At 53.1% G+C, this 15,522-nt stretch carries 14 protein-coding genes; 7 read left to right on the top strand and 7 right to left on the bottom strand.

Annotated features, from left to right (window positions below; all coding sequences use genetic code 11):
• Window positions 1-2 precede the first annotated feature (2 nt).
• From ACO2Q8_RS25600 to ACO2Q8_RS25615, 4 genes are all read left to right on the top strand, one after another.
• Window positions 3-1,379 carry an ATP-binding protein gene (locus tag ACO2Q8_RS25600; protein ID WP_423347732.1) on the top strand — a complete coding sequence of 459 codons (1,377 nt, stop codon included), beginning with the start codon at window positions 3-5 and terminating at the stop codon, window positions 1,377-1,379.
• 115 nt (window positions 1,380-1,494) lie between these two features.
• Entirely contained in the window at window positions 1,495-1,806 is a 312-nt protein-coding gene (locus tag ACO2Q8_RS25605; RefSeq protein ID WP_423347733.1) for a hypothetical protein, read from the top strand.
• Window positions 1,807-1,928: 122 nt separating this feature from the next.
• A complete protein-coding gene (locus ACO2Q8_RS25610; RefSeq protein ID WP_423347734.1) occupies window positions 1,929-3,566 on the top strand; it encodes a SulP family inorganic anion transporter in 1,638 nt (545 codons plus the stop codon).
• Window positions 3,567-3,754: 188 nt separating this feature from the next.
• Window positions 3,755-4,816, top strand: a complete 1,062-nt coding sequence (locus tag ACO2Q8_RS25615; protein WP_423347735.1) for a DNA topoisomerase IB — start codon at window positions 3,755-3,757, stop codon at window positions 4,814-4,816.
• Between the two features lie 16 nt (window positions 4,817-4,832).
• Here ACO2Q8_RS25615 and ACO2Q8_RS25620 read toward each other — a convergent pair whose 3' ends face one another.
• From ACO2Q8_RS25620 to ACO2Q8_RS25630, 3 genes are all read right to left on the bottom strand, one after another.
• On the bottom strand, window positions 4,833-5,522 hold the full coding sequence (locus tag ACO2Q8_RS25620; RefSeq protein WP_423347736.1) for a DUF421 domain-containing protein: 690 nt from the start codon (window positions 5,520-5,522) through the stop codon (window positions 4,833-4,835).
• Between the two features lie 88 nt (window positions 5,523-5,610).
• The gene (locus ACO2Q8_RS25625; RefSeq protein ID WP_423347737.1) at window positions 5,611-5,826 is read right to left on the bottom strand and encodes a DUF2188 domain-containing protein; all 216 of its coding nucleotides are present in this window, start codon (window positions 5,824-5,826) and stop codon (window positions 5,611-5,613) included.
• 114 nt (window positions 5,827-5,940) lie between these two features.
• Window positions 5,941-7,314 carry a TolC family protein gene (locus tag ACO2Q8_RS25630; RefSeq protein ID WP_423347738.1) on the bottom strand — a complete coding sequence of 458 codons (1,374 nt, stop codon included), beginning with the start codon at window positions 7,312-7,314 and terminating at the stop codon, window positions 5,941-5,943.
• A 142-nt stretch (window positions 7,315-7,456) separates the two neighbouring features.
• Here ACO2Q8_RS25630 and ACO2Q8_RS25635 point away from each other — a divergent pair, with 142 nt between their 5' ends.
• Window positions 7,457-9,094, top strand: a complete 1,638-nt coding sequence (locus ACO2Q8_RS25635) for an amidohydrolase (protein WP_423347739.1) — start codon at window positions 7,457-7,459, stop codon at window positions 9,092-9,094.
• Window positions 9,095-9,147: 53 nt separating this feature from the next.
• Window positions 9,148-9,978, top strand: a complete 831-nt coding sequence (locus tag ACO2Q8_RS25640) for an ion transporter (RefSeq protein WP_423347740.1) — start codon at window positions 9,148-9,150, stop codon at window positions 9,976-9,978.
• A 90-nt stretch (window positions 9,979-10,068) separates the two neighbouring features.
• On the opposite strand, the gene ACO2Q8_RS25645 is transcribed toward ACO2Q8_RS25640, so the two are convergent.
• The 3 genes from ACO2Q8_RS25645 to ACO2Q8_RS25655 all read right to left on the bottom strand — a co-directional run bounded on the left by ACO2Q8_RS25645 (window position 10,069) and on the right by ACO2Q8_RS25655 (window position 13,424).
• A complete protein-coding gene (locus ACO2Q8_RS25645) occupies window positions 10,069-10,851 on the bottom strand; it encodes a M48 family metalloprotease (RefSeq protein ID WP_423347741.1) in 783 nt (260 codons plus the stop codon).
• A gap of 286 nt (window positions 10,852-11,137) precedes the next feature.
• Window positions 11,138-12,034: an SAM hydrolase/SAM-dependent halogenase family protein gene (locus ACO2Q8_RS25650; RefSeq protein ID WP_423347742.1), complete on the bottom strand. Its 897-nt coding sequence runs from the start codon at window positions 12,032-12,034 to the stop codon at window positions 11,138-11,140.
• A 91-nt stretch (window positions 12,035-12,125) separates the two neighbouring features.
• Window positions 12,126-13,424 carry an acetylxylan esterase gene (locus tag ACO2Q8_RS25655; RefSeq protein WP_423347743.1) on the bottom strand — a complete coding sequence of 433 codons (1,299 nt, stop codon included), beginning with the start codon at window positions 13,422-13,424 and terminating at the stop codon, window positions 12,126-12,128.
• A 107-nt stretch (window positions 13,425-13,531) separates the two neighbouring features.
• On the opposite strand from ACO2Q8_RS25655, the gene ACO2Q8_RS25660 reads away from it, so the two are divergent.
• Complete coding sequence (locus ACO2Q8_RS25660) at window positions 13,532-13,780, top strand: (4Fe-4S)-binding protein (RefSeq protein ID WP_423347744.1); 249 nt, start codon at window positions 13,532-13,534, stop codon at window positions 13,778-13,780.
• Between the two features lie 62 nt (window positions 13,781-13,842).
• On the opposite strand, the gene ACO2Q8_RS25665 is transcribed toward ACO2Q8_RS25660, so the two are convergent.
• A complete protein-coding gene (locus tag ACO2Q8_RS25665) occupies window positions 13,843-15,507 on the bottom strand; it encodes a beta-N-acetylhexosaminidase (protein WP_423347745.1) in 1,665 nt (554 codons plus the stop codon).
• Window positions 15,508-15,522: the final 15 nt, after the last annotated feature.

The following is a 15,522-nucleotide window of genomic DNA, read 5'->3' on the forward strand; positions in this document are numbered from 1 at the left end:
CGATGAAAATACGCGCCCGGATTTCGGTTACTTTTCTGATTATCGTCGCTGCCAACCTGGTGGTTTTCTCGCTGGTGATTTACTTTATTTCCGAATATTTCCGGCAACGGGATTTTTATAACCGGCTGGCCGATAAAGCCCGAACTACGGCATCCCTGCTGATTGAAGAAAACGAGATCAACTCGACGATTCTCCGGCTCATCGAACGAAAAAATCTAACCTCGTTGCCCGAAGAGCACATCATTATTTACAACCCGCAAAATAAATTGATGTACGCCAGTGCCGACACCGCCGGAGAAATTGCTGATCGCAGCAACCTTCTTTCCCGGATTCGGGAGCGGAAACAGTTGTACCTACGCCGGAACCGGAAAGAAATTGTTGGCATTACGTACCCCTACCAGGACCAGGAGTATGTGATCATTGCGTCGGCTTACGATGAATACGGCCTGATTGAGATGGATCACCTGCGGAAGATTCTGGGCTTTGGACTGGCCTTCAGTATCGCGCTGGTCGGCTGGTCGGGCTGGGTGTTTGCGGGGCGGTTTCTACGTCCGATTTCCAACGTGATCCGTCAGGTGGATCAAATCAAGGTGTCGAACCTGAACCAGCGCGTCGATGCGGGCGATAACAGCGACGAAATCGACCAACTGGCACATACATTCAACTCTATGCTCGACCGGGTTCAGGAAGCGTTTGAAGTTCAGCGCAACTTCGTTGCTAACGCATCGCATGAACTACGCACTCCCCTGACCATTATCACGGGTCAGATCGAAGTCACACTGATCAAAAAGCGCACGGTTGAAGAACATGAGGCTAAATGGAAATCCGTGCTGGAAGTCATCAAACGGCTGAACCTGCTGGCCAACAACCTGCTCGAACTGGCACAGGTCAGCCTGGACGACGTGACCATGAAATTTCATGATGTGCCGATCGACGAAGCGATCTATCAGGCGACGAAGATGCTGACTACCCGCCGACCGGATTATCAGGTGGCGTTTTCGTTTGCCAGCGAAACCGGGTCCATACCTTCGTCACTGACCGTACAAGGAAGTCTGTCGCTGCTGATTTCGGCCTTTTTGAACCTAATGGAAAATGGCTGTAAGTTTTCTACCAACAACCGGGTAGAAGTTATTCTTGGCGCTGATCGTCAGTGGGTTACCGTCGAATTTAGGGACAAAGGAATCGGTATTGACGAAGGCGATATCAAACACATCTATGAACCATTTTTCCGGGCCGAAAACGCCAAACGGATTCACGGCTACGGCATTGGCCTGCCGCTAACCTATCGCATCATTCAGCTTCACAAAGGTCAGATTCACGTTTCGTCGCGCATCAACGAAGGAACCAACTTTTTATTGAAATTTCCCAAAACGGTCTAATCGAATTCTAATCAGTTTATAACCGTCTTCTCATTGACTTCTAATAGACTCTTAATGAGCCTATTAAATAGGGGGCTTACTTTTGTAAAGTCACACCAAGCGATTCTCAAAAGTTATGGCCACCCGCACAAATTCCACGAAAAAGACGAATTACCTGGTCAACTGGGCAACCGTCTGGGGATTGATCTTTTTTGCCATTGCGCTCGACCTCTATGTCAATTACGACGAGCAAAAGAAAGGCAAAGAGACGTATCGCTCGCAGTATGAAGCGAAAGCATCGGAAGCCGACTCCCTCCGCGCCGTCAAAAGCGAACTGGAACGTCAGTTGTTTGAAATGAAAGCTACGCGTGGATCCGAATCAACGGGTTCGGTCGCCCGGCCGGACAATGAGAAAACGGTCCTAGCGTCAACGGACGTCGTCAATTAAGCATCCTATCCATTCTTTTTATCCGGAACAGATACCGGATACCACCTGTCACACCCGCAAGCCGAACTTCCGCAGGCGAAACCGCCCGGAAAGCCAGGCAAAACGGAACCCTAATCATGCAGATGAATCAAGTAAAAACAACGCATAAAAAAACACGAAGCTTTGACTTTAGCACATTTCAGGGCGATCTCCGGGGCGGTGGTGTTTCCTTTCTGGTGGCCGTTCCGCTCTGCCTGGGAATTGCGCTGGCGTCCGGAGCCCCCCTGTTTTCAGGTATCATCGCCGGTATTGTCGGCGGTTTGGTCGTCGGGTTGTTCAGCCGCTCGGCTCTGAGTATTTCAGGGCCAGAAGCCGGACTAATCGTCGTTACGCTGGCCGCCATCGAAGTGCTTGGCTCCTTCCCGGCGTTTCTGCTGGCCACCTGTCTGGCCGGTCTGATCCAAATCGGGCTGGGCTTCCTGAAGTCCGGAATTATCAGTAATTTCTTTCCTTCCTCGGTCATCAAAGGCATGCTGGCCGGTATCGGTATCATCCTGATCATCAAGCAAATCCCGCACCTGGTTGGCTACGATGCCGACGCAGCCGAGGAGTTTTCGCTCTTTCAACCGGAGGGATTCAACATAATCAGTCAGTTTCGACTGGCGATGGGGCAATTGAACGAAATCGCCATCCTGATTGCGGCTCTGTCACTGGGGATTCTGCTGCTTTGGGAACGGCCTTTCTTCAAACAAAATGCGGTATTCAAGAATATTCCGGCCGCTCTGGTGGTCGTTGTGCTGGGCATTACCATTAATGGGCTGGTCAGGACACTGGCTCCCGAACTGGCATTAAAAGGCAACCACCTCGTCCAATTGCCGGTGGCGGTCAGCCTGAGCGGTTTTCTGAACTTGTTTACCTTTCCCGACTGGAGTCAGTGGAGCAACCCGCAGGTCTACAGCTCGGCGCTCTCCATTGCCCTGGTTGCCAGCCTGGAAGCTCTGCTGGCCATCGAAGCGTCGGACCAGCTTGATCCGCTGAAGCGCAAAACGCCCGCCAACGCCGAATTAAAGGCCCAGGGAATCGGCAATTTCGTCAGCGGACTCATTGGCGGGATTCCGGTTACCTCGGTGATTGTCCGGAGTTCGGTCAGCATCAACGCCGGGGCGCGAACCCGGGTAGCGGCACTCATCCACGGTACGTTGCTGCTGGTCTGCGTGATTGCGCTGCCAACGGTGCTGAACCAGATTCCGTGGGCGGCTTTGGCGTCGATTCTGCTCATCACCGGCTATAAACTGGCGCGGGTCCGGATTTTTAAAGAGCTGTTTAACGAGGGCCTCGACAAGTTTGTGCCGTTTGTCGTCACCATTGCCGCTATCCTGCTGACGGATTTGCTCACCGGGATTGCCGTCGGTATGCTGGTGGCCCTGTTTTTCGTGCTGCGGGAAAGCTACCGGAATGCCCACCGCACCGAAACCTTTCAGGATGGGGATCGTGAATACATCCGAATCAGCCTCGGCGACTACGTCTCCTTTCTGAGTAAAGCCAGCATTGTCAAGCTGCTGACCTCCGTGCCGGACAACGCCGTGGTGGAAATCGACAGCAGCCATTCATCCTACATCGACAGCGATGTGATGAGCACCATTCAGAACTTCCGGGAAACGGCGCAGCAGCGAAACATCCAGTTGGTGTTCCTGCGCGAACCGGCGGAATACCGCCCCCTTCCCGAATCGATAATCGCCAAACGAAACCGGCATTTGCGGGAAATTGAAGAGCGAGAATAATCCAATTTGTGTGACAGATGACGATGAGGCTGACCGGTTTCCGGCCAGTCTCATTTTTTTGTGGGCAACCAGCAGCCCACAGAAACCATTAGTAGCGTTTGTTCATACGTTCAACGATAACTTTTCCGGAGAGCGGTTTTAACCATTTGGCCCCACGGGCAGTTTATGGAAACATGGTAAAGATTCCGATGAATGTAGCAGCGCTGGCCCATGACCCGGCCCAGGCCGCCAGAGCGGTCAAATTGGTGTATGTCAACGACTCTGCCCCCGGTATCCGGCGTCGGCGGGTGGGCGATCAGTTTGAATACGACGATGCGAAAGGCAACCCGATTGAGGACGAAGAAACGCTGCTCCGCATCCGTCAACTGGCGCTGCCGCCAGCCTGGGAGAACGTCTGGATTTCCGCCAAACCGAATGGTCACCTCCAAGCCACCGGGATCGATACCCGGGGCCGGAAGCAATACCGCTACCACGCCAACTGGAACGCCATGCGAAGCGAAACCAAGTTTTCGCGCATGATTGCCTTCGGCGAACACCTTCCCAACCTCCGCGCCCGGATTGCCAAAGACCTGCAACGCCGGGAACTGACCCGGGAAAAAGTGATTGCCATTGCCCTGAGTGTGATGGAACAAACCCTGATCCGCATTGGCAATGCCTCGTACGAGAAAGAATACGGGCACTACGGACTAACGACACTGAAAGACAAGCATGTCAACGTCGGCACCGGCGATCTGCGGTTTCGGTTCAAAGGCAAAAAGGGGGTTTACCACGACATTACCGTCCGCGACCGGCGACTCGCCCGGCTGGTGAAAGCCTGCCGCGACATTCCCGGCAAGGAGTTGTTTCAGTACTACGACGAAACCGGCGAACACCGCAGCATCGATTCCGGCATGGTCAACGAGTACCTGCGCGAATACACGGCCGAGGAGTTTTCGGCCAAGGATTTCCGGACCTGGGCCGGAACCGTCAACGCCCTTCGTCTGCTGGCCGAACTGGAACCCTGTTCGACGGAAAAAGAAGCGAAAAAGAATCTCAATACGGTTCTGGAACAGGTAGCGCACCGGCTGGGCAACACCCGCACGGTCAGCCGGAAGTATTACGTACATCCGCAGATTCTCGAAGCCTACGAATGCCAGGACCTGAACCCGTACCTGAGACGCAAAAACCAGTTCCGGCAAACCTCCAAATACGGTCTGGATTCCATCGAGAAATTACTCCTGCGTTTTTTGAAGGACCAGGTGAAGGGGTGAATTTATAGGGCGGTTTTCACACCTGCGCCTGCACCCACTTGTGGTGCTCGCAGCGCTGGCAGGTTGTCACTGGTCCCTGACCGAAGTCGATCACTTGACCGCATTTACAGCAGGCGTATAAACCGGGCTTGGAAAGGGTTTCGAAGGGCTTTTCCAGAAGGTGGGGCAGAAGGGGCAGACCTGGTTTTATCTCGTCGTCGGCAAAGCGAAAAATACTGACATCACCGTTATGCTCCAGAATGGCCGTTCGGACTTGCCCGAGGTGTTCGATGCCGCCGAGCCGAAGTTCGGCAAACAACTCGTCCAGCCCCAGGTCTTCCTCGTCGAAGTTCTGCACCAGAATGCACCCATTCTCAATGACATAGACTGGGCTACCTTCCAATGACTCCCGAACGGTTTTGTTTTTGTCGGCCAGGCGGGTAAAGAATTTGTAGCAGAGCATCATCACCACGAACACCACCCCAGCCGTCAGCAACGGAACGTCGTGGTAGAACATCGGGTCACCAGCCGCCGAGCCCAGCCCGATGACCAGCACCAGTTCAAAAACCGACAGTTGTTTCACTTCCCGCTTGCCCGAAATCTTCAGCGCAAACAGCAGGATCAGAAACATCACGAGCGTCCGCAGGGCCACCTCACCGAGGTAGCCCACCGGGAAATCGTGCAAAAAAATGCGCTGCCAGTCAAACGGCTGGACCGGCTCCTTCATAAAGAGTTATGAGTTATGAGTTAAGAATTAAGAGTTAAGAGTTGGCTCCGCCGTTTCCGATAAAGTGGCAGCGCTTAACTCATAACTCTTAATTCTTAACTACTTTGTTGGCGGTCCGGTCTTTACGAATCTTCAGATTTCGGTTAGACGCCCACTCTTCGGCCCGGGCCGTGGCAATTGGAATAGCCCGGTCTTCCGGCATTCCCTCCTTCAGCAGCGCATTCGCAATCTCGATCGCTTTATTCCGAACCGGTGCCATAAAATTCTTCAACGACACCGGATACTCCTTCTTCGTCCAGGGCATATCCAATTAAAAATTAAAAGTTAAAAATTAAAAGTAAAACAAGCCCACCAGTGGTTTGTTATCCGGTTTTCTCTGCCACCTCTACTTTTAATTTTTAACTTTTAATTTTTAATTCTATTTCGTTTGTTGCAGAATCTGGCTGCTCAGGCGGAGAAGTTCGATTTCGGCAATTTTTGCGTTGAATTCGGCATCGATCAGGCGGGTTTCCGCGGCTACGGCGTTGCGCTGCACATCCCGGAATTCCACGGCCGTAGAGTTCCCGACCCGGTACCGCTCAAAAGCGATATCAACATTCTGGTTAGCGATCTTGAGGCTTTCCAGTTCCAGATTCACCAAAATTAGGCTATTTCGGTATTGCGAGTAAGTCTGTTCCAGCGCCTGTTGCAGCAGCAATCGTTGATCAGATTCCTGGTATTCTGTAATCAGAGCGTTCGTCTGGGCGTTGGCAACAGCCCGACGCTGAGCGAAACCGGTAAAAATGGGAATACTGGCTTGAATGCCGTACTGAAGCGCGTCGTTGCGGGCGCTCCGCACCCCAAAACCGCCCTGGTTGTCGATGGCCGTAAAGTTGTATCCGCCCACCAGGTTAACGACCGGCAACCGCTGCGACCGCGCCAGCCGGATGTTCAGATCGGCTACCCGGCGATTCAGCGATGCCGCAATCAACTGCGGGTTGTTGCTCGTCAGCGATTGCCGAAGCTGGTCGATCGACAGGTCCGGGTTGACAATGATCGTATCCCGGACGGCAAATTCGGTAGCCGGATCGCGGACAATCAATCGATTCAGCAACACTTTCGCGTTTCGAACATTTTGCTGCTGCGTCACCAGGGCCGAACTATCGGCGTTGTAATCGACCTGGGCACTCAGGAAATCGACCCGCGAGCGCGTGCCGACTTCAAAGTTAGCCCGCGCCAGTTCGAGCCGTTCCCGGGAAATATCGAGCGCCTGCCGAAGCGAAACCAGTTGTTGCAGTTGCCGGATGACGTCATAGTAGGCCGTGGCCACATCGGCCGCCGTCGCTTCGACGTTGGCCCGGGTATTGGCTTCGCTGACCTTCACCACTTCGCCCAGCCGGTCGTAGGCGATGAAGTTCCCGAATCCGTTAAAAACCGTCCAGTTCATGGCCACCCCCACCTGCGTGTTTCGGTTGGTTATTCCATAGAGATTCTGTGGAGGGCGCAGGCCATCGAGAAATTCCTGCCGAAGATTCTGTAAGTTGCTGTTGTTGGTTAGGTTACCCGTCACGTTCGGGAAAAAACTGGCTTTGGCGGTTTTGTAATCGGTACGGGCAATTTGCTCCTGTGACTTGAAAAGGCGAATCTGGTAGCTCTTCTCAAGCGCGGCTGAAATGGCCTCCTGCAGTGTCAGTGTGGGGCCCTCCTGCGTGATGACCGAGGACCGGCGGTTTCGGAGCAGAAGCGATTGGGTGGATTGCGACCAGGCGGTGAAGAACGATATACAAAGGGTTAGGCTTAGAAGAAAGCGCATTCTGGTATTATTTTTAGGTAACTGACCTTCAAAATTAAAAGATATTCTGTCATTCCTGGTATCCCGGAATTAGATTTGGAGGGAATTCTTTTTAACCGAACCGTACCGAAACTTCTACCTTGTACCTGATCAAAAAGGACTTATGCGCTACCGTAACTTTCTTACCGGTTTTTGCCTGCTCGGATTGATCGCCTGTTCCTCAAAAAAACAGGGGGATATCCTCATTCACAACGCCACGGTTTACACCGCCGACTCGGCCTTTACAACCGCTCAGGCGTTTGTGATCAAAGATGGAAAATTCCTGGCCGTTGGCTCGTCCGAATCCCTTCTGAACAACTACACTGCCGATAGCGTGATCGATCTGCGGGGCCAGCCGGTTTACCCCGGTTTTTACGATCCTCACGCCCATTTTCTCGGCTTGGGCCAAATGCTCGACCAGGCCGATTTAGTTGGTACAAGTTCGTACGACGAGGTTATCCAACGACTCAACGCTTTTCACAAAAGAAATCCGACTGCCCTCTGGCTCATTGGGCGGGGCTGGGATCAGAACGACTGGCCGGATAAGCAGTTTCCGACCAAAGAAAAGCTGGATGCGGCTTTTCCAAACATACCAGTTTGCCTCACTCGGGTCGATGGGCATGCGGTAGTGATCAATTCGAAAGCCCTGCGGCTGGCGGGCATCACCCGAAATACCAAAGTTCCGGGGGGCGAAGTGGTCTTAACCGGAAATGAACCGACGGGCGTGCTGGTCGACAACGCGATGGGCTTGGTTCGGCGTGTCATTCCGCAGCCCGACGCCCAGGACAAGGAACGCCAGTTGCTGGCCGCTCAGCAGGTCTGCCTGTCGCTGGGCCTGACGACGGTTTCCGATGCCGGGCTCGACCGCCGGGATATTGAGCTGGTGGAGCGGCTTCAAAAGGAGAACAAATTAAAAATCCGGGATTATGTGATGATCAGCCTCGGTGAACCGAACCTGGACTACTACCTCAAACGCGGCCCGTTTCAGACCGACCGGCTAACGGTGCGTTCGTTTAAACTCTACGCCGACGGGGCGCTGGGCTCGCGCGGAGCCTGCCTGCGGAAACCGTATAACGACCGGCCCGAAACCGGCGGTTTTCTGCTCCTGAGTCCGAATGAACTGGAACGGGCGCTGACCTTGCTGGCGAAGAGCGAGTTTCAGGCCAACACGCATTGCATCGGCGACTCCGCCAACCACCTGATTCTGGACCTATATGGTAAACTCCTGAAAAAGAGCAACAACCGCCGGTGGCGTATTGAACACGCCCAGGTCGTGTCGCCCGATGATTTCTGGAAGTTCAACCGGTATTCGGTGATTCCGTCAGTGCAACCCACCCATGCTACATCCGATATGTACTGGGCCGCCGAGCGCGTGGGGCCGGTGCGGGTGAAGGGGGCGTATGCGTACAAGGATCTGCTGAAGCAAAATGGACGGATTGCGTTCGGAAGTGATTTTCCGGTCGAAGCCGTCAATCCGCTGTACGGTTTCCACGCGGCCGTGGCCCGGGTCGATGCGCAGGGCTTTCCGGCGGGCGGTTTTCAGATGGAAAATGCCGTCGACCGGGCTTCGGCCCTGAAAGCCATGACAAGCTGGGCGGCTTTTGCTAATTTTGAGGACCACCTGCGCGGCAGCATCGAACCCGGCAAACAGGCTGATTTTGTCGTTCTGCAACAAGATATTATGAAAATCCCCGCGACCGAACTCCGCAAAGCCACCGTCTTACAAACCTGGGTGGGTGGTGAAAAACTGTTTCAAAAATAACCACCGTACCCGAAAACGAAGCGTCGTTTTCCGCCTTTTGACCGATTCGTGCCATGCAGCCCACTCTACACACCCACTCGGCTTCGACCCATTCGATCCGCCGGAATCTATACCGGATTCTGGAGACTTCGTCGGGCCGAAAACGGGGCATCAGCCTGGTATTTAACCTGTTTTTATTTATCTTGATCGCCCTAAACGCGCTGGCGATTATCCTGCACACCGTGCCTTCCCTCCACCAGAAATACCACCGGTTTTTCGTGGAGTTTGAAATTGTTTCGGTAATCTTATTTACCATCGAATACCTATTACGGGTCTGGGTTTGTGTTGAAAACGAAAAATATCACCACCCGGTTTTTGGCCGTCTGCGGTATGTGCTCTCCACGACGGCACTCATTCACCTATTGGCCATTCTGCCGTTTTACGTCACGCTGTTCCACACCGATCTGGCCCTGATTCGGCTTCTTCGCATTTTCCGGATTTTCCGTTTGTTCCGGATCACGCGCTATTCCAAGGCTTATCACGTCATTCAAAGCGTGGTGGAAGACAAGAAAGAAGAACTGGTGCTGAGTGTGTCGTTCCTGCTGTTTATGCTGGTGATCATTTCGAGCGCCATGTACTACCTCGAACACGCGACGCAGCCGGAAGCATTTTCGAGCATTCCGGCCACGCTCTGGTGGGGCATCAATGCGATGGCAACGGTCGGGTACGGCGACATTCATCCCGTGACACCGTTGGGGAAACTGCTGGCGGGGATTACGGCGGTGATGGGAATTGGGTTATTTGCCCTGCCGACCGGTATTCTGGCTTCCGGTTTCGCCGAACACATCCGTTCCCAGAAAACCGTCCGCAAACACCATTGTCCGCATTGTGGGAAGGAACTGTGAAAGAGAATGATGAATGATGAACGTAAAGGTGATTCTCAGTCCGGCACTTTTACATTTATCATTCATCATTTATCATTCATCATTCCAACGTTACTGCCCTTTGTACTTCGCAATGGCTTCCTTGATCCGCTCGATGCGGTTATCGGGGTCGGGGTGGCTGCTCATGAATTCGGAGGGGCGGTTGGGACCTCCGGCAGCTTTCAGCACTTCCATGACGTCGATCATGGCTTCGGGTTTGTAACCACTTTCGATCATCCACCGAACCCCCAACTGATCGGATTCCACTTCATCGTCACGGCCATATTTGAGGTTAATCAGGTTCGCAACGTAGCTGGCAATGGCCGCGTTCCGGCCCGGAGAGTTGGGGTCTTCCGTCGCGATGGCGGCTGCACCGGCCAGGCCCTGGGTGAGCTGTTGTTTGGAAATCTGCTCAGCGGAATGTCGCCCGACCACGTGCGTAATTTCGTGGCTCAGCACACCCGCCAACTGATCTTCGTTCTTGAGCTTGTCGAGCAAAGCTGCCGTAATGAAAATCTGTCCACCCGGCACCGCAAAGGCATTCACGGTGCGGTTATCGGCCAGAACGTGAAAGTCGAACTGGTAAGGACTATTCTTCACACTGGTCGAATTGACGATTTTCTGACCGACACGCTTGACGGCCTGCTGCACCTTTTCGTCGGGGTATAAACCGCCGAATTCCTGGGCCATCTGAGGAGCACTTTCCAGCCCAAGCTGAACCTCCTGTTCGGGCGTCAGGCTAATGTGTTGTTTTTCACCCGTTACCGGATTTTCCTGCGTATTGGTGAAATAGGTAAAGAGGGCCACGACGGCCATTACCAAACCAATTAAAACTTGTGTGATTCGTGAGCGCATGATCGGAGAGCGTAATGAGGTTCTTCTTTAGTCGTATACTAAACCAAAAAGGTACGAAAAGTTCTTACAGACCTTTGAGGATTGAAAACAAGGCGCTAACAACCAAATAGTTACACTAAAAATAGGCAATCGATCACACCCGTCGGGTGCAGACTACCTGCCGTGTTTCTACAGTCTGACGGTCTGCCTGCGGATTGCCTCGTGGTTCGGTATGTAAAGCCGGCTGCGCTAAAACGTTTGGGCGTCCCGAAACGATACGCCGGTTCATCGTTTCGAACCTTCTGCATCACTTTTCAACCTCGATACGCCAGTCCGGGCCACTACTGACTTTGTATTTTTCGGCGAAATTACCCATGTTCACCGCTACCGAAAAGTTGAGTAAACTGTTAAAGTAAGCCACATTTTCTCCTTCGTTCGACTCGCCAAACGTGTTGACTAGCGCCACCCGGTCGTCAAAAACTTTTTCGGTTTTGGAATAAATGCGTACCTGCACCTTAGCGCCGGTTTTTACCCCGAGCTTCGTTACCAGCGGTTTTGGAATGTTGCTCCAGACGTTCCCGTATTGCACATCCAGCACCGGTATGGTTCCTTTCAAAATCCCTTTTTCAAGCACCGGTTGCTGATACGGAATCTTTTTAACTTCCGGGGGTAATTTTCGGCCAACCTGCACAAACGTGATGGCCCGGGCGGCCAGCCGGGCACCCGTGTACGCATAAACGTCGCGGCCGTGAAAGGTATAGGACTCGTCGGAATTGCGCAAGCAATTGACCGCTTCGTCGATTTCACGCACCTCCCGGATGCCCATCTTTTCGGCAATCAGCGTGAGGGTTCCGTTATCGGGCGTCACAACATAATGGCCCGATTGCGTCAGCAGAACCACCGATTTCCGGTCGGTGCCTACGCCCGGATCGCAAACTGACACGAACACTGTGCCTTTCGGATAATACGGGGCCGTTTGCAGGAGTCGGTAGGCCGCTTCCCAGATGTTGTAAGCCGGTATTTCGTGGGTCAGATCAAAAATTTTGAGGTTTGGCGACACGCCCATAGCAACCCCTTTCATGGCCGAAACCGCTCCGTCTTTAAGCCCGAAATCCGATTGAAACACCAAAACGCCGTTCTGGGCAAACAGCGTCGTGGCCATTAGCCAACCGTGGATCAAAAACAAAGCGGTTTTTCGGTTCATGGTAGTACCCACGGACTAAAGTCCGTGAGTTGCTAATTAGTCAATGTGATAGCTAAAACTCACGGACTAAACGGGGCCGCCCGGCGGTCCGTCATTTCGCACTGCCTTTCAACTGCTGCACCAGCCAGTTGGTCATCAACTCGGTTTGTTCGGGGTAAGTCCAGTGGCCGGTATCCTCACGAAGTTGAAGCTGTTTCGGGGCTGAAATTACATTATAAGACGCATACATCGACGTGGGCGGACAGGTTTCGTCGTTGAAACCCCAGGAATAATAGCCGGGCACCTTCACCAGCCGGGCAAAATTGACGACATCATAATACGCGACGGTTTTGATTTTGGCGGGGGTGTTGTTAAACGCCAGCGCCTTGCCGGTAAACAGATGCGGCCATCCGCCCGCCCGGTTTTTCAAATAACCGGTCATGTCCGACAGCGCCGGGTAATACGCGCCCAGCCATTTCACGCGGCTGTCGAGTCCGGCCGTAATGATGGACAAGGCTCCACCCTGACTCCCGCCCGTTACGGCCAGGTTCCGTCCGTCGTACTGTGGCAGGCTGACCAGAAAATCATTGGCACGTACACAACCCAGGTACACCCGTTTGTAGTAATACCGGTCGCGGTCGTCGAGGTTGATGTTCATGTAGCCACTCAAAGCGCCCGCGCTCAGGTTCAGGTAAACCGCCGGATCAAGGTTGACCGGAATTCCGTGAATCCCGATCTCGAGCGTAATCATTCCTTTTTCAGCATCAGTAATATTGCCGCCATACGGCCGGATGCCCGCACCCGGCACCCGCAGCAAAGCCGGATACTTCCCCTCCTGCTTCGGCACGCAAAGAATCCCGTACAATCGCGAATTGGCGTAATTCTGAATATTGACGTGGTAAACATTCACCTTTTCGGTGCAACGCTCGGGCATCAGCGTCATCCGGGCGTCGAGCGGAACGCGACTCAGCTCGGCTTTGGCGCTATCCCAGAACATCTGAAAATCAGCCGGATTGTCAACCGTCGGGGTAATTTGCTCCGGGCTAAAACCGGCCGTCGCCAGGTTCCGGTAGGTTTTACCGTCGATGTCGGTCGTGGCCACGCAGCGCAGAAAACCGGGTGCCTTCATCGTTCCACCCTCGACGGTGGTCGTACCGTTCGCCAGGGTGACGGTTTCTTTTTTCGTGGGCTCCATTTTCTCCGGCCCGATTTCGTACCGGATTTTAGCGCCTTTAATCGGGTTGCCGTTTTGCAGCACCGAGATGGTAAACTTCACCGGCTCGCCCGGTCGGTACTGCCAGTTGATGTGATCCGGGGCTACCACAATTTTAATCGGTCGTTCGGCGGGTTGGGCGAAAGTTCCGAACAGGACAAACAGGTTCAGGAAAAGCAGTAAGGAGTATTTTTTCATACGAAAGCAGACATTGAGATAATTTTAGCAATTTGTGTTGGTAAGGCGAAAATCTGCATTCTCTACCGATTTGCCTGTACGAACTTTCCATCCTGACCAGATCATTCATGAACGACATTACAACCCGCTACACCAATGGCGAAATCACCGTTGTCTGGAAACCATCTATCTGTATGCATTCCCGGCGCTGTTTTACGGGCTTACCCCAGGTTTTCGATCCCGGAAAACGCCCCTGGGTGACGATTCAGGGCGCCACTTCCGAGCGAATTATGCGTCAGATCGACCAATGCCCTTCCGGAGCCTTGAGTTATGACCGAAGCGATGTCGAAGGGAATGGTAATTCATTGGGAAGGTAGAAAACAAAACCGCCTAAAACCCGGATATTCCAGATTTTAGGCGGTTATTTATACCAGTTTTCTTACAACTTCCCGACTGATCCGTCCGGTTTTACGTATTGGAAGTTCGGGTTGATGGGCGCACCGTAGTAGTTAATTCCCAGCACATCGAGCCGTTTCTTATGAACGTCTAGCCGCTGCTTGAAATCCTCAAGGTTTTTGCGTTCCCGGGGCGTCCAGCCTATTTCCGACATCGCAATGGCCCGGGGGTAAATCATGTATTCGAGGTAATCCGGCGTTTTAATGTATTCCGTCCAGACATTGGCCTGAACACCGATGATGTGCTTTTTAATGTCGGCTGAAAGTGAATCGGGAAGCGGTTCGTACGAATAGGTTTTTTCGAGCGGCAGAAAACCGCCGATGGCCAGGGGCATGTTCGTCGTTTTCGGGTCTGCCTGGTAATAGTCGAGGTAGAAATACGTCGTCGGCGTCATGATCGCATCGTGTCCCTGTTTGGCAGCCGCAATTCCGCCATCGACGCCCCGCCAGCTCATAACTGTCGCGTTAGGCGACAAACCGCCTTCCAGAATTTCGTCCCAGCCGATCATTTTCCGGCCTTTCGAGGTGATGAATTTATCGATCCGGCCGATGAAGTAACTTTGCAGTTCATGTTCATCTTTTAAGCCCTGTTTCTTGATCAGGTCCTGGCAAAACCGGCTTTCCTGCCATTGCTTTTTCGGACATTCGTCACCTCCAATGTGAATGTACTGGCTCGGAAACAGGTCGATCACTTCCGTCAACACTTCTTCCAGAAATGTGAACGTTTCTTCGCGCGGAAAAAGCACATCTTCGTGAACGCCCCACCGGCCCGTTACGGGCACAATTTTGTCCGGACTGCTGCCCAACTGCGGGTAAGCTGACAGAATCGCCATCGCGTGGCCCGGCATTTCAATCTCCGGAATCACCGTAATGAAGCGCTCCTGAGCGTATTTAATCACATCCCGGATTTCGTCCTGGGTGTAGAAACCGCCGTAGGGTGTTTTGTCAAATTTATTGTTGCCGTAGCGACCCAGCATCGTTTCTTTGCGAACCGAGCCGATTTCGGTCAGTTTTGGGTGTTTTTTGATCTCGATCCGCCAGCCCTGGTCATCGGTCAGGTGCCAGTGAAAGGTGTTGATTTTGTGAAGAGCGATCTGATCGATGAACTTCTTGACCGCCGGTGTCGGGTAAAAATGCCGCGCCACGTCCAGCATCATCCCGCGATAGGCAAACCGGGGCTGGTCTTCAATCGAGCAGCACGGTACCGACCAGTCGACGCCCTGTGCCACGGAGTTCCCGAACACCTCAGCAGGCAGCAGTTGCAGCAGCGATTGCATTCCGTAAAAAAAGCCGTTGGGTTCCTGCGCCATCAGCGTGATGCGTTTGGGCGTCACATTCAGGAAGTAGCCTTCTTTTCCCAGTTTGGGGTTGCGCATCCTGACAAAAGTAATTGCCCCCGCTTTACCGGTTTTTACTTTGGCGGTTTTACCGGTCGATTTTGTGAGTTGATCCGCCAGCATGCCAGCCACCCGGCGTACTTCCGGATCATCGTCGCCGATACTGATTGATACGTTGTTCGGTAGTTTAAAACTTCCCTTCTCTTCGGTTAGCCGAACGGGCTGCGGCACAATAGCATACCGGGAAGATTGGGCAAACGATAGCTGAATTGTCAGACAAAGTGATACTGCAAGCGAAAATAGAACTTTCATTCAGGATTGGATTGG

Origin of the sequence: Larkinella sp. VNQ87 (genome assembly GCF_049445795.1) — a bacterium.
GTDB lineage: Bacteria > Bacteroidota > Bacteroidia > Cytophagales > Spirosomataceae > Larkinella.

What these genes read in the sequence shown, in the direction of transcription:
- ACO2Q8_RS25630 (WP_423347738.1), bottom strand. Translation starts at nt 7,314, where the DNA reads ATGCGCTTTCTTCTAAGCCTAACCCTTTGTATATCGTTCTTCACCGCC.
- ACO2Q8_RS25660 (WP_423347744.1), top strand. Translation starts at nt 13,532, where the DNA reads ATGAACGACATTACAACCCGCTACACCAATGGCGAAATCACCGTTGTC.
- ACO2Q8_RS25625 (WP_423347737.1), bottom strand. Translation starts at nt 5,826, where the DNA reads ATGCCCTGGACGAAGAAGGAGTATCCGGTGTCGTTGAAGAATTTTATG.
- ACO2Q8_RS25620 (WP_423347736.1), bottom strand. Translation starts at nt 5,522, where the DNA reads ATGAAGGAGCCGGTCCAGCCGTTTGACTGGCAGCGCATTTTTTTGCAC.
- ACO2Q8_RS25615 (WP_423347735.1), top strand. Translation starts at nt 3,755, where the DNA reads ATGAATGTAGCAGCGCTGGCCCATGACCCGGCCCAGGCCGCCAGAGCG.
- ACO2Q8_RS25600 (WP_423347732.1), top strand. Translation starts at nt 3, where the DNA reads ATGAAAATACGCGCCCGGATTTCGGTTACTTTTCTGATTATCGTCGCT.
- ACO2Q8_RS25655 (WP_423347743.1), bottom strand. Translation starts at nt 13,424, where the DNA reads ATGAAAAAATACTCCTTACTGCTTTTCCTGAACCTGTTTGTCCTGTTC.
- ACO2Q8_RS25605 (WP_423347733.1), top strand. Translation starts at nt 1,495, where the DNA reads ATGGCCACCCGCACAAATTCCACGAAAAAGACGAATTACCTGGTCAAC.
- ACO2Q8_RS25665 (WP_423347745.1), bottom strand. Translation starts at nt 15,507, where the DNA reads ATGAAAGTTCTATTTTCGCTTGCAGTATCACTTTGTCTGACAATTCAG.
- ACO2Q8_RS25610 (WP_423347734.1), top strand. Translation starts at nt 1,929, where the DNA reads ATGAATCAAGTAAAAACAACGCATAAAAAAACACGAAGCTTTGACTTT.
- ACO2Q8_RS25640 (WP_423347740.1), top strand. Translation starts at nt 9,148, where the DNA reads ATGCAGCCCACTCTACACACCCACTCGGCTTCGACCCATTCGATCCGC.
- ACO2Q8_RS25650 (WP_423347742.1), bottom strand. Translation starts at nt 12,034, where the DNA reads ATGAACCGAAAAACCGCTTTGTTTTTGATCCACGGTTGGCTAATGGCC.
- ACO2Q8_RS25645 (WP_423347741.1), bottom strand. Translation starts at nt 10,851, where the DNA reads ATGCGCTCACGAATCACACAAGTTTTAATTGGTTTGGTAATGGCCGTC.
- ACO2Q8_RS25635 (WP_423347739.1), top strand. Translation starts at nt 7,457, where the DNA reads ATGCGCTACCGTAACTTTCTTACCGGTTTTTGCCTGCTCGGATTGATC.